The 13,262-nt window shown below is 62.1% G+C and carries 13 protein-coding genes; 5 read left to right on the plus strand and 8 right to left on the minus strand.

What is annotated here, in order from left to right:
* Positions 1 to 224: 224 nt before the first annotated feature.
* The gene (locus P9230_RS01625; RefSeq protein WP_095802242.1) at positions 225 to 1,346 is read left to right on the plus strand and encodes a sugar ABC transporter permease; all 1,122 of its coding nucleotides are present in this window, start codon (positions 225 to 227) and stop codon (positions 1,344 to 1,346) included.
* A gap of 8 nt (positions 1,347 to 1,354) precedes the next feature.
* Positions 1,355 to 2,272 carry a carbohydrate ABC transporter permease gene (locus P9230_RS01630; protein WP_067328232.1) on the plus strand — a complete coding sequence of 306 codons (918 nt, stop codon included), beginning with the start codon at positions 1,355 to 1,357 and terminating at the stop codon, positions 2,270 to 2,272.
* Positions 2,273 to 2,304: 32 nt separating this feature from the next.
* On the opposite strand, the gene P9230_RS01635 is transcribed toward P9230_RS01630, so the two are convergent.
* Entirely contained in the window at positions 2,305 to 3,048 is a 744-nt protein-coding gene (locus tag P9230_RS01635) for a creatininase family protein (protein ID WP_278117140.1), read from the minus strand.
* A gap of 4 nt (positions 3,049 to 3,052) precedes the next feature.
* Complete coding sequence (locus P9230_RS01640) at positions 3,053 to 3,619, minus strand: SIS domain-containing protein (protein WP_278117142.1); 567 nt, start codon at positions 3,617 to 3,619, stop codon at positions 3,053 to 3,055.
* A 188-nt stretch (positions 3,620 to 3,807) separates the two neighbouring features.
* Here P9230_RS01640 and P9230_RS01645 point away from each other — a divergent pair, with 188 nt between their 5' ends.
* Positions 3,808 to 4,830 (plus strand): aldo/keto reductase, encoded by a 1,023-nt coding sequence (locus tag P9230_RS01645; protein ID WP_278117144.1) that lies wholly within the window; start codon positions 3,808 to 3,810, stop codon positions 4,828 to 4,830.
* A gap of 83 nt (positions 4,831 to 4,913) precedes the next feature.
* Here the strand turns inward: P9230_RS01645 and hupB are convergent, their stop codons facing one another.
* The 4 genes from hupB to clpP form a co-directional block, all read right to left on the minus strand.
* Positions 4,914 to 5,186 carry a DNA-binding protein HupB gene (hupB, locus tag P9230_RS01650; RefSeq protein WP_027166452.1) on the minus strand — a complete coding sequence of 91 codons (273 nt, stop codon included), beginning with the start codon at positions 5,184 to 5,186 and terminating at the stop codon, positions 4,914 to 4,916.
* A gap of 195 nt (positions 5,187 to 5,381) precedes the next feature.
* On the minus strand, positions 5,382 to 7,793 hold the full coding sequence (gene lon, locus P9230_RS01655; RefSeq protein WP_067328448.1) for an endopeptidase La: 2,412 nt from the start codon (positions 7,791 to 7,793) through the stop codon (positions 5,382 to 5,384).
* 274 nt (positions 7,794 to 8,067) lie between these two features.
* On the minus strand, positions 8,068 to 9,342 hold the full coding sequence (clpX, locus tag P9230_RS01660; RefSeq protein ID WP_059185169.1) for an ATP-dependent Clp protease ATP-binding subunit ClpX: 1,275 nt from the start codon (positions 9,340 to 9,342) through the stop codon (positions 8,068 to 8,070).
* A 296-nt stretch (positions 9,343 to 9,638) separates the two neighbouring features.
* The gene (gene clpP, locus P9230_RS01665) at positions 9,639 to 10,268 is read right to left on the minus strand and encodes an ATP-dependent Clp endopeptidase proteolytic subunit ClpP (RefSeq protein WP_066998854.1); all 630 of its coding nucleotides are present in this window, start codon (positions 10,266 to 10,268) and stop codon (positions 9,639 to 9,641) included.
* A 432-nt stretch (positions 10,269 to 10,700) separates the two neighbouring features.
* Here clpP and P9230_RS01670 point away from each other — a divergent pair, with 432 nt between their 5' ends.
* The gene (locus tag P9230_RS01670; RefSeq protein WP_278118312.1) at positions 10,701 to 11,249 is read left to right on the plus strand and encodes a hypothetical protein; all 549 of its coding nucleotides are present in this window, start codon (positions 10,701 to 10,703) and stop codon (positions 11,247 to 11,249) included.
* A gap of 64 nt (positions 11,250 to 11,313) precedes the next feature.
* Here the strand turns inward: P9230_RS01670 and P9230_RS01675 are convergent, their stop codons facing one another.
* Positions 11,314 to 11,517 (minus strand): DUF3126 family protein, encoded by a 204-nt coding sequence (locus tag P9230_RS01675; RefSeq protein WP_040969488.1) that lies wholly within the window; start codon positions 11,515 to 11,517, stop codon positions 11,314 to 11,316.
* A gap of 137 nt (positions 11,518 to 11,654) precedes the next feature.
* Complete coding sequence (cysE, locus tag P9230_RS01680) at positions 11,655 to 12,503, minus strand: serine O-acetyltransferase (protein WP_067328223.1); 849 nt, start codon at positions 12,501 to 12,503, stop codon at positions 11,655 to 11,657.
* A gap of 121 nt (positions 12,504 to 12,624) precedes the next feature.
* Here cysE and P9230_RS01685 point away from each other — a divergent pair, with 121 nt between their 5' ends.
* Entirely contained in the window at positions 12,625 to 13,239 is a 615-nt protein-coding gene (locus tag P9230_RS01685) for a hypothetical protein (RefSeq protein WP_278117147.1), read from the plus strand.
* Positions 13,240 to 13,262: the final 23 nt, after the last annotated feature.

Here is a 13,262-nt window from a genome sequence, read left to right on the forward strand (position 1 = left end):
GGGTACACGCCCCCCCCCCATCGGGCCCGCTACAACAAAAACCCCCCAAACAACCCCTCGCGCGGATGTTCGGCGGCCCCGTCATACGGCGGGCCCGGGCCCCCGCGGCGCGGGGCCGCATGTTGACCGGCAATGGCCGGTCATTTGGACTTCCAGCAATTCCAGGAAAAGCGTGAAGCGGTTTTCCTCCGGAATTGCATCAAAGCAAGGTAGAGGCGAGAGGCGTGGCTGAGCAGACTTCAACCGCCAATGCATGGCCGGCTAACTCCGCAGCGGCCGATCTGATCCCTCCCGGCCGCAAGCGCCTCGGCTGGGCCCTGATGATCGCCGCGACGCTCGTGCTGCTGGCGACGATCGTCATGCAGATCCTTTACAAGACTGAGGTCGACACGATCGGCTTCTATACCTGGCGTCCGGTGGTCTACGCCTATGTGCTGTGGGGCGTGGCGCTCGGCGCCTGGCAAGTGCTGACGCGCGGCGAGGACGGCCAGCGCGCGCTGTTCCTGCTGCCGGCGCTGCTCTTCACCGTCGCCATGGTGATCTTCCCGACGCTGTTCGGCTTCTATATCGCGCTGACCGACTGGAACCTCAGCTCCTTCGCTGGCCGCAGGTTCAACGGTCTCGACAATTTCTGGCAGATGCTGGCCGACCCCTACTACCGCAACGCGCTCTTCAACATGGTCCTCTATGTGCTGGCGGTGCTAGTCGAATATGTCATCGCCTTCGGACTGGCGCTGCTGCTCAACGCGCAGATCCGCGCCAGAAAATTCTTCCGTGTGGTCTTCCTGCTGCCGCTCATGCTGTCGCCGGTGGCGGTCTCCTGGATGGTTGGCAAGTCGCTGATGGAATACCGGTTCGGACCGGCATCGACGCTGGCGCGCCATCTCGGCTGGGACAATCCCGCCTTCTTCTCCGACCCGATCATCGCGCGCATCTCGATCATGGTGCTCGACGCCTGGACCTTCATTCCGTTCATGATGATCATGCTGCTCGCCGGCCTGCAGGCCATGTCGCGTGAGGTGATCGAGGCGGCGCGCGTCGACGGCGCGACGACATGGCAGACCTTCTGGCAGGTTACCTTCCCGCTGATGCTGCCCGTGTCCGTGACGGCGGTGATCCTGCGCATCATCTTCAAGCTGAAGCTCGCCGACATCATCATTACGGTGACGTCCGGCGGGCCCGGCGGCGCGACCGATTCCGTTTCGAGCTTCATCTACCGCGAATATCGCGACCGTTCGAATGTCGGCTACGGCACCATGCTCGCCATGGTCTATCTGATCATCATCGTCGTGTTTGTCACCTGGCTGCTGAAGCTCGCCAGTCGCTTCGTGCGCAACGTCAACTGAGCGTCCATATGAGCGTCCAGACCACCGAATATACCGTTTCCGAAATCCGCTCCCCGGCGGCCTTCCTCGCCAGCCGCGTCTTCATCTATGGCGCCCTGGTGTTCTGGTCCTTCGTCTGCCTGTTCCCGATCTATTGGACGATCACCACTTCGTTCAAGTCGGCGGTCGATGTCACGCAGGGGCACCTCATCCCCTTCGTCGACTTCCAGCCAGACTGGAAGGGCTGGCGCTCACTCGGCCTGTCGCCGGATTCGATCGTCCAGACCTCGACGGTGCGCGACGAGTTCCTGAAACGCTTCATGAACTCGGTCATTACCTCTGTCGGCGCGTCGAGCCTCGCCATCATTATCGGCAGCCTGGCCGCCTATGGCCTGACGCGTTACCGCTACAAGTTCGCCTGGTTCAAGAACGAGGATATCTCCTTCTTCTTCCTCTCGCAGCTGATCCTGCCGCCCGTGGTGCTGGCGCTGCCCTTCCTGGTGCTTTACCGCGAAGTGGCCCTGCTCGACACCCGCATCGGCCTTGTGCTCCTCTACACGCTGATGGTGCTGCCGATCGTCATCTGGATCATGCGCGACCAGTTCAACTCCATTCCCGTCGAGCTCGAGGAGGCGGCACTCGTCGACGGCCTGTCGATCTGGGGCGCCTTCTTCCGCATTGTCATGCCGATCGCGCTCCCCGGCATGGTCGCCGCCTTCATCCTGGCGATGGTGCTCTGCTGGAACGAATATTTCTTCGCCGCCCTTCTGACGTCGACGGATGCCAAGACCATCCCCGTGATGGTGGCGAGCCAGACCGGCTCGCAAGGTATCAACTGGTGGTCGATGGCAGCCCTGGCGACGGCAGCCATCACGCCGCTGGCGATCATCGGCATCGCGCTCGAACGCTATCTGATCATGGGCATGACGGCCGGTTCGGTGAAGTAGCCGCCTTCCCCCCTTCTTGTGGGAGAAGCGAGCTAGGCCCGCAATATCGCCCGCAAATGCTCGAGGATCATCGCCACACCCTTCCGGCCCAGCTCGGCCGAGGCATCCGATGCGCCTTTTGTGTACCAGCCGGTATTGTCCGCGAAATGACCGGCATCCACCGCTTCGGGACATAGCGCCTGCATCAGCGATGTCTCGCCGATGCCGGCATGGTCGAACGGATATTTGCCGGTCATTGTGGCCGGCATCAGCGGGTGCACCTGCACCCAGTTGAAGACGTTCTCGCCCTGGGCATGGCCGGCATAGTAGTCGACCATCGTGTCCGAGCCCCACCAGCCCTCGCCGCGTTCCTTCTCCAGGAAGCGGAAAATCGCCTGCCGGCCGGCGGTCTTGAAGGCGAGATCGGTCGGCATGCCGGCAACGAAATTCTCGGTCTGGTGATGGATGATGGCGTGGATGTTGCGGAAGCCGATGCGCAGCAGGCCGTAGAACAGTTCCTCCGCAAAGGGCGCCAGCACCGGACCGCCGACCTGCACCGAGCCGCTGCCTTCCGGCGGCGCCACGGCATAACTTGCCGCGCCATAATAGAAGGGCGGCAGGATGACGATGTCCCGCTCCTTCTCGATAAGCTCGAGCGTCTTGATGACGGCCAGCGTGTCCATGCCGACCGCCATGTGCTCGCCATGGTATTCGAGCACGCCGAGCGGCAGCGCGACCGGCCAGTTCTCCTCGATCGCGTTGCGGATCTGGTGCGGCAGCATCAGTTCGTAGCGCATGCCCCTACTCCATGTTGGTGTGCCGGGTGCGCATCGTCTCCGGCGTTGCGCCGGTGAGCGCCTTGAGTTTCAGCACCATCACCTCGAACACCAGGAAAAGCGCTCCCTCGAACAGCGAGCCCATGGGCAGCACCGAGCTTCTGGCGGCGCCTTGGTCGCTCGCCATGGTCTGGGCCGGAACGAGCAGCGTGAAGTCCGCAAGCTTTGCCGCGCTGCCCGCCGGTTCGGCCGTGAGCAACACCACCTTGGCGCCGGCCGCCCTGGCCACGCGCATCAAGGTGAGAACGGTGGCGGTCTCGCCCGGTCCGGAACTCGCCAGGAATACATCGCCCTGGCCGAGTGGCGGCGTGGTCATATCGCCGACCACCGAAACCGGCAGGCCGAGATGGAAGAGCCGCATTGCGAAACCCTTGACCTGCAGCGCTTCGCGGCCGCAGCCATAGACGACGATCTTCCCAGCGCCGGCGAGCATTGCGCAGGCGGCGTCAACCCGACCGTCATCGATGCGCCCCAACACGGCGCCGAGCTCGCCCAGCGCTGTCGCAAACAACTCCGATCCGGCTTGCGTCATGGCTGCCTAATCCTGTCTGCCGATGTCTTGATAGGCATGCGGCTTTGCGGTCGCGTTCGGCGCGAAACGCTTGTTTTCGTTCATGCTATCACCGCGAAAATTCGTGTCCAACGAGCCTCGGCGCTTTTGCTGTGCCACCGGCGTGATAGTGTCATGTCAGACAAATCAATCCAGGACATCGTGCGGATATGAAGACACGGCATTTCGACCGCATCGGCAATGGCGGCATCACCTTCACCGAGCTTGGTTTCGGCACCGCGCCGCTCGGCAATCTCTACCGCGCCGTCTCGGACGAGGATGCCAATGCCACGCTGGAGGCGGCATGGAAAACCGGCTGCCGCTATTTCGACACCGCTCCGCTCTATGGCCTCGGCCTTTCCGAAACCCGGCTCAACCCCTTCCTGCGCGGCAAGAAACGCGAAGACTATGTGCTGTCGAGCAAGGTCGGCCGCCTCATGCGCGTCTCTGCGCCCGACCAGCGAACCGGCATCGGCAAGTTCTTCGAGACGCCCTCGCGCCGGGAAGTCTACGATTACAGTTACGACGGCGTGATGCGTTCCTTCGAGGCCTCGCTGGAGCGTCTCGGCGTCGACCGCATCGACATCCTTTATGTGCACGATGTCGACATCTTCACCCATGGCAGCAAGGAGGCTTCCGACCGGCGCATCGAGGAGTTCATGTCGTCGGGCTATTACGCGCTGCTCGCGCTGCGTGACCAGGGCGTGATCAAGGCCTTCGGAGGCGGTATCAACGAGTGGCAGGTTTGCCAGACGCTCGCCGAGCGCGGCGATTTCGACCTCTTTCTGCTCGCCGGCCGCTACACGCTGCTCGAGCAGGATGCGCTTGCGAGCTTCCTGCCGCTCTGCGAGAAGCGCGGCATCGGCATCGTTCTTGGCGGGCCCTACAATTCCGGCATCCTGGCGACAGGGCCGAAGCCCGGCGCCTTCTACAACTACACAGAGGCGCCAAAAGACGTGCTCGATCGCGTGGCACGCATCGAGGCGGTCTGCAAGCGCCATGGCGTGCGTCTGATCGAGGCGGCGTTGCAGTTCCCGCTGCGGCACCCTTCCGTCATGTCGGTAATACCCGGCGGCCAACGGCCGGCCGAAGTCGAAAGCAACCGTGCGCTGCTCGACGTCAAGATCCCGGCAGCCTTGTGGGCGGATCTCAAGCAAGAAGGCCTGATGCGCGCCGACGCGCCTACCGGCTGATGCCACACATGTGCCCCTGCCGCGGGTCACAAAAAGGAAGAGCCGGGCAAGCCCGGCTCATCTGATCTTAAAAAGAAAAGGTCTTAGTTGACCGCGTCCTTGAGGCCCTTGCCGGCCGAGAACTTCGGCACGGTGCGCGCCGGAATCTTCACTTCCGCGCCGGTCTGCGGGTTGCGGCCGGTCGAAGCAGCACGTTTTGACACGGTGAAATTTCCGAAGCCGACAAGCCGGACATCGCCGCCCTTCTTCAGTTCGCCAGTGATCACAGAGAACACCGCATCGACGGCGGACTGCGCATCAGCCTTCGAAATGCTTGCGGAGTCGGCGACGGCGGACACCAGTTCGTTCTTGTTCATAAAAATTCCCTTCCATGAGAAAACCGGAACTACGACTCATCCGGCAGGAAACGGACTTTAGAAAGAAGCGTTCCGGAACCCAAGCCGAAAACCGCAGAATTCCGGGCTTTTTTCCACTTTTTCGGAGATTTTTCACATGAAAAAGCCGGGCTGAAAGCCCGGCTCTCTCTTTGTGCATTGCAACCTTAGAAGAAACTAATGCGCAAGCGACTTGCCGGCGTCGTCGCCGGCGTCCGCGCCGGCCGGCGGATTGACCGGCTCGACCCATTCGATCGGCTCCGGCATCCTGACCAGCGCGTGCCTCAGCACCTCGCCGACCCGCGACACCGGAATGATCTCCATGTTGTTCTTCACGTTGTCCGGGATCTCCGCCAGGTCCTTGGCATTGTCTTCCGGGATCAGCACCTTCTTGATGCCGCCGCGCAGCGCGGCAAGCAGCTTCTCCTTCAGGCCGCCGATCGGCAGCACCCTGCCCCGCAGCGTCACCTCGCCGGTCATTGCCACATCGGCGCGGACCGGAATACCCGTGAGCACGGACACGATCGCCGTCACCATCGCCACACCCGCCGACGGGCCGTCCTTGGGGGTCGCGCCCTCCGGCACGTGGACGTGGATGTCGCGCTTGTCGAACAGCGGCGGCTCGATGCCGAAATCGATGGCCCGCGAGCGGACGTAAGAGGCCGCTGCAGAGATCGATTCCTTCATCACGTCGCGCAGGTTGCCGGTCACCGTCATGCGTCCCTTGCCGGGCATCATGACGCCCTCGACCGTCAGCAGCTCGCCGCCGACTTCCGTCCAGGCAAGACCCGTGACGACGCCGACCTGATCGTCGGCCTCGACCTGACCGAAGCGGAAGCGCGGCACGCCGAGATAATCGGCGAGGTTATCGGCCGTGATCTTCACCGTCTTCTTCTTCGTCTTCAGGATCTCGGTCACCGCCTTGCGCCCGAGCTTCATCAGCTCGCGCTCGAGGCTTCTGACGCCCGCTTCACGGGTGTAGGTCTGGATGATGCCGCGGATCGCGTCCTCGCCGACCGAGAACTCGTTCGGCTGCAGCGCGTGATCGCGGATCACCTTCGGCATCAGGTGCCGCTTGGCGATCTCGATCTTCTCGTCCTCGGTGTAGCCGGCGATGCGGATGATCTCCATGCGGTCCATCAGGGGCGCAGGGATGTTCAGCGTGTTCGCCGTCGTCACGAACATCACGCTCGACAGGTCGTATTCGACTTCGAGGTAATGGTCCATGAACGTCGAGTTCTGCTCCGGATCGAGCACCTCGAGCAGGGCTGACGACGGATCGCCGCGGAAGTCCTGGCCCATCTTGTCGATTTCGTCGAGCAGGAAGAGGGGGTTGGACTTCTTGGCCTTCTTCATCGACTGGATGACCTTGCCGGGCATCGAGCCGATATAGGTCCGCCTGTGACCGCGGATCTCGGCCTCGTCGCGCACGCCGCCGAGCGCCATTCGGATGAACTCACGCCCCGTGGCCTTGGCAATCGACTTGCCGAGCGAGGTTTTGCCGACGCCGGGCGGGCCGACGAGGCACAGGATCGGACCCTTGATCTTCTTCTGACGGCTCTGCACGGCGAGATACTCGACGATGCGCTCCTTGACCTTGTCGAGGCCGAAGTGATCGGCGTCGAGCACGTCCTGGGCGTAGCCGAGATCCTGCTTGACCTTGGAGTTCTTGCCCCACGGGATCGACAGCAGCCAGTCGAGATAGTTGCGCACGACCGTCGATTCAGCCGACATCGGCGACATCGACCGCAGCTTCTTCAACTCGGCTTCCGCCTTCTCGCGGGCTTCCTTGGAAAGCTTGGTCTTCTTGATGCGCGCCTCGATCTCGGCAGCCTCGTCGCGGCCGTCCTCGCCCTCGCCGAGCTCCTTCTGGATCGCCTTCATCTGCTCGTTGAGGTAGTACTCGCGCTGCGTCTTCTCCATCTGGCGCTTGACTCTGCTGCGGATGCGCTTCTCCACTTGCAGCACGGAAATCTCGGCTTCCATGAAGCCCATCGCCTTCTCGAGACGCTCCTTGACGGAGAGCGTGGCGAGCATCTCCTGCTTCTCGGGGATCTTGATGGCCAGGTGAGAGGCAACGGTGTCGGCGAGCTTGGAATAGTCGTCGATCTGACTGGCGGCACCTACCACTTCGGGCGAAATCTTCTTGTTCAGCTTGACGTAGTTTTCGAAGTCGGTGACGACCGAGCGGGCCAGCGCCTCGATTTCGACCTCTTCCTCCTCCGGCTCGACCAACGCGGTCGCGCGGGCCTCGTGGAAGTCGGCACGTTCGGTGAACGAGACGATCTTGGCGCGCGAGGCGCCCTCGACCAGCACCTTCACAGTGCCATCGGGAAGCTTCAGGAGCTGCAGCACATTGGCGAGCGTGCCGATGTCGAAAATCGCATCGGGTTCAGGATCATCGTCGGCTGCGTTCATCTGGGTGGCAAGCAGGATCTGCTTTTCCTGACCCATCACTTCTTCCAGCGCCTTGATCGACTTTTCACGCCCGACAAAGAGCGGGACGATCATGTGCGGGAACACGACGATGTCGCGCAGTGGGAGGACTGCAAACACGCCGTCGCCGGAAGCCCTGGATATTTTGGCCATTGTCCAACCTTTCATGTCGCGGCCGCTAATTGAGCCAACCGCGAATCTTATATTAACGACCGAGCGTCGTTCCGCCTACCACCGTTTGTGACGGGAATTTTACAGCGCAGAATTGAGGCCCTCGGCCTTCCGCTGTTAGGTGGATGCGGGCGGTGCAAAGATCAAGGGTTAGCATGCTTTGATCAGCCACTCCATCACCTACAGGTAAGCCCCTCACAGCAAAACGGCGCCACACGGGCGCCGTTCCATGAAAATTTGCCGGATCAGTGCCATTTCAGGCGCTGACATTGCCCTTCTTTTCCTTCTGCTCGGAATAGATGTAAAGCGGCCGGGCGTTACCCGAGACCACCTCTTCCGAGATCACCACCTCGCGCACGCCTTCCAGCGCCGGGAGCTCGAACATCGTATCGAGCAGGATCGCTTCCATGATGGAACGCAGGCCGCGCGCGCCGGTCTTGCGCTCGATGGCGCGCTTGGCGATCGCCGACAGCGCGTTCTCGTGGAAGGTGAGATCCACATTCTCCATCTCGAACAGCCGCTGATACTGCTTGACCAGCGCGTTTTTCGGCTCCGTCAGGATCTGGATCAGCGCCGGCTCGTCGAGGTCCTCGAGCGTCGCCAGAACCGGCAGACGGCCGACGAATTCCGGGATCAGGCCGAATTTCAAAAGATCCTCCGGCTCGACCTGGCGGAACAGGTCGCCCGTGCGGCGATCCTCGGGCGACGCCACGGTTGCGCCGAAGCCGATCGAGGTCTTGCGGCCGCGATCCGAGATGATCTTGTCCAGTCCGGCAAAGGCGCCGCCGCAGATGAACAGGATGTTGGCGGTGTCGACCTGCAGGAATTCCTGCTGCGGGTGCTTGCGGCCGCCCTGCGGCGGCACGGAGGCCACTGTGCCTTCCATGATCTTCAACAGCGCCTGCTGCACGCCCTCGCCCGAGACGTCGCGGGTGATCGACGGGTTGTCCGACTTGCGCGAGATCTTGTCGATCTCATCGATATAGACGATGCCGCGCTGCGCACGTTCGACATTGTAGTCGGCCGACTGCAAGAGCTTCAGGATGATGTTCTCGACGTCCTCGCCGACGTAACCGGCTTCGGTCAGCGTCGTGGCGTCGGCCATGGTGAAAGGCACGTCGATGATGCGGGCGAGCGTCTGGGCGAGCAGCGTCTTGCCGCAGCCGGTCGGCCCGATCAGCAGGATGTTCGACTTTGCCAATTCGACGTCGTTGTTCTTGCCGGCATGCGCGAGGCGCTTGTAGTGGTTGTGGACCGCCACCGACAGCACCCGCTTGGCGTAGGGCTGGCCGATGACATAGTCGTCGAGAACCTTGAGGATCTCTTGCGGGGTCGGCACGCCCTCGCGCGACTTCACCATCGAGGTCTTGTTCTCCTCGCGGATGATGTCCATGCAGAGTTCGACGCACTCGTCGCAGATGAAGACGGTCGGACCGGCGATCAGCTTGCGCACTTCGTGCTGGCTTTTGCCGCAAAACGAGCAATAGAGCGTGTTCTTTGAATCGCCGCCGTTGTTGCTAACTTTGCTCATTTTTCTGTCCTTTCACCGCCCTGCCAGCCGATGGTCTGGTCGCATTGGCGTCTCACCAATCTATCGCAGGAATCCGGCGGCGCCAGTGCCCCGGCTCACACAGCGCATTCCGTCCGAAACACAATCAGAAAACGCGACAATGATTCGCAGCAACCCCATGCAAAGCTAAGCCGTCGAAAATCAACATAGCCTTAACGTAGGCAATCCCGAACCTTGAGGGAACAGGCAATTGTGGCCGAAATGCCGCAAGCCGCGCCAAAAGCGCGTTATCCCGCCATTCAGCCCCCAATCAGAGCCTATGCGGCGGGGGTTTCGCCAAGTTCGCGCGTCGTGATGACCTTGTCGATCAGACCAAACTCCTTGGCCTCGTCGGCGGTCATGAAATGGTCGCGGTCGAGCGTCCGCTCGATCTCGTCATAGCTCTTGCCGGTGTGCTTGACATAGACCTCGTTCAAGCGGCGCTTCAGCTTGATGATGTCCTGCGCATGACGTTCGATGTCCGACGCCTGGCCCTGGAAGCCACCGGACGGCTGATGGACCATGACACGGGCGTTCGGCGTGGCAAACCGCATATCCTTGTGGCCGGCGCAAAGCAGCAACGAGCCCATCGAGGCTGCCTGGCCGATGCAGAGCGTCGATACCGCCGGCTTGATGAACTGCATGGTGTCGTAGATCGCCATGCCCGATGTCACCACACCGCCCGGCGAGTTGATGTACAGGTTGATTTCCTTCTTGGGGTTCTCCGCCTCGAGGAACAAAAGCTGTGCACAAACCAGCGTCGCCATCCCGTCCTCGACCGGGCCGGTGATGAAGATGATGCGTTCCTTCAACAGGCGGGAGAAGATGTCGTAGGCACGCTCGCCGCGATTGGTCTGCTCGACCACCATCGGAACGAGGTTCATGTAGGTTTCGACGGGGTTCTTCATGGACTACCCTTGTTGGATGGATTCCGGCGCCGTAGACGTGAGCAATCGGGCGGAATCGGTTCTGGATCGTTGAATCCTAAATAGGATGCCGGCTCACCCTAGCGCAAGGCCGCCCCTCCTAGCCATCTGGTTAAGTCGAAGCAAGCGGCTCGGCCCAAGGAAATGCTGCGGGTTGCGCCGGAGATGGCCCTTTGCCCGAAATGCGAGGGCGCTACCCGGCCGCCACGGTAGCAGTTTCTTAACCGCGCTGCTTAACGACAAGCCGTGAAATCCCCGTCCATGGCGGACCTTCCGATACGCTCCCGCGTTGAACCGGCGTCCTTTTTTCAACGGGTGAACGTCGTGTTTAGCCAGAGTTCCTTTTGCACGAGTTCCTTTTGCAAGAGCTCCCTTCGCAAGGGTGCCGCATCGCTCGCCTCGACCAGCCTCGCAATGCTTGCGGCCGTGTCGCAGGCCGCGGCCGGCGGCCGCACGCTCGAATGCTACGAGCCGGTGCATCGGCCGGCGATCTGCGACACGGTCTATGAAGACGTGGTGGTGAGCCCCGGCGGCCAGCTCGTCCACTATGACCCGCCGATCTACGGCACGACCGAGAGCATCGAACAGATCGCCACGCCTCGCATCAGCTATGAAGTCGTACCGGCCGTGACGCGCACCGTCTATGACACGGTCAAGGTGGATAACGGCGGCTATGCCTGGGAATGGCGGGTCATCCACGGCCGCAAGGTGCTGTGCAAGGTGTGGCGTAAGGCGCGCTACGCGCGGGTTGCCACAACGGTCATCGTCGAGCCGGAGCGCGTCCGGCGCGTCGTCTTTCCGGCCGAATACGAAGGCGTCGCCCGCGAGGTGCTGGTGCGGCCAGGAGAGCGGCGCATCACGGAAATCGCGCCCTCATACCGTAGGGTGGCGCGGCGGGTGGTGGTGCGGGAAGGCTCGACCGACTGGCGGCGGGTGCATATCCCGCGGCACTGCGTGGACTAGCCGGAAAATCACGCAGGGGTGTTTCCGACCGGGGCGGCATGGCGAGCCCGGCCGGAAAGCCGGATTAGGCCAGGTCGACGTCGAGGATCGCCATCGAGAAGTTATAGTCGCCGTCGTCCTCGTCCTTGAAGACGATGCCGAGGAATTCGTCGCCGACATAGACCTCGGCAGAGTCTTCCTTGCGCGGGCGCGCCTTCACCTGCAGCTTGGGATTCTGGAAGACGCGCTTGAAGTAGGCGTCCAGCTTTCTGATTTCGTCTGGCTTCAAAAGTCTTCTCCGAATGCGGCTGTTCGTTGGAACGCGCTTCTGACACGCCGACGATGGCGATGTAAAGGCAAGCCGGCAGCATTACAACCGAGCCTTGAGTGGCGACCGGACTCCGGCCACTGGCGATGACCGCAGAATCAGATGTCGAAGCTGACGACGTGGTCCATCGTCTGCGAGGGCAGGAGCTGGTCCATCTGTCGCGAGGGCTGGTCGCAGCCGGTCTCGCCGACGACACGCGCCGGCACGCCGGCGACCGTCTTGTTATGCGGCACGGGCGACAGCACCACCGAACCGGCCGCGATCTTCGAGCAATGGCCGATCTCTATGTTGCCGAGGATCTTGGCGCCGGCACCGATCAGGACGCCGCGGCGGATCTTCGGATGGCGGTCGCCGCTGGCCTTGCCGGTGCCGCCCAGTGTCACGCCGTGCAGGATCGAGACGTCGTCCTCGATGACGGCGGTCTGGCCGACCACCAGGCCGGTGGCGTGATCGAGGAAAATGCCCTTGCCGATGCGGGCAGCCGGGTTGATGTCTGTCTGAAACACCGAGGACGAGCGGCTCTGCAGATAAAGCGCGAAGTCCCTGCGGCCCTGGTTCCACAGCCAATGCGCCAAACGGTGCGTCTGGATGGCATGAAAGCCCTTGAAATAGAGCACCGGCATGATGAAGCGGTCGCAGGCCGGGTCCCGATCGTAGTAGGCTTGAATGTCGACGCGGACCGTCGTGCTCCACTCCGGATCGTCGGCAAGCATCGCCTTGAAGGTCTGCCGGATGAGGTCGGAACCGATATCCTGATGCGCCAGGCGCTCGGCCAGGCGGTGAATGACCGCTTCTTCCAGGCTCTCCTGGTTGAGGATGGTGGAATAGAGGAAAGCAGCCAGCAACGGATCGCGGTTTACCGCTTCCATCGCCTCATCCCTGATCGCGCGCCAGATCGGGTCGACCGGCTGCACCATGCTGGGGCGGGCTATCGTAACGCTGTTCATCGGCGGTCTCCGGCCTGCTCATTCATCCGGCGGCACATATAGGCCAGATCATAACACGGTTGAACTCAATTTTCCTTAGTGCTTTGTCAAATGAACTTGGTTCACCGAGATTCAAGCGGCGATGGAAAACGAACCCTTGATCGACGATGCGCTGAAAAGCGAGCTTGCCGCGCTCTATCAGACCGCGGATCGCGACTATCACGGCTTGCCTCACATCGAAGCGATGCTGGCGTTGGCAGCCGAACACCGGCACCTTCTTGATGATCCAGAAGCAGTCGAAGCGGCGATCTGGTTCCATGACGCAGTCTATGACAGCCGCGCCAAGGACAACGAGGCAAAGAGCGCGGTGCTCGCAGAAAGGAAACTCTCCGGCCGCACCGACCCGGCCCGGCTTGCCCGGATTCTGGCCATGATCAGCGCCACCGCCACGCACGAGTTGCCGCCGCTCGAAGATGAGGGTGCCGCGAGTGATGCCGCCCTTTTCCTCGACATGGACTTCGCGATCCTCGGTGCCGACCCGAACCGCTTCGACGCTTACGAGAAGGCGGTCCGGCGCGAATATGGCTGGGTCGAGGAACCGATGTGGCGCGCCGGTCGCGCGGCTGTCCTGACGAGCTTCCTGGCCCGTCCGCATATTTTCTACACACAATCGTTTCGCGATAGGTTCGAGGCGCGGGCCAGGGAAAATCTGGTCCGATCGCTGCAGGTCCTGCAAGACCAGTCTCAACAGACCTGATCGCCACGCCAAACGTGAACGCC

Source organism: Mesorhizobium sp. WSM4887, from assembly GCF_029625865.1.
GTDB lineage: Bacteria > Pseudomonadota > Alphaproteobacteria > Rhizobiales > Rhizobiaceae > Mesorhizobium.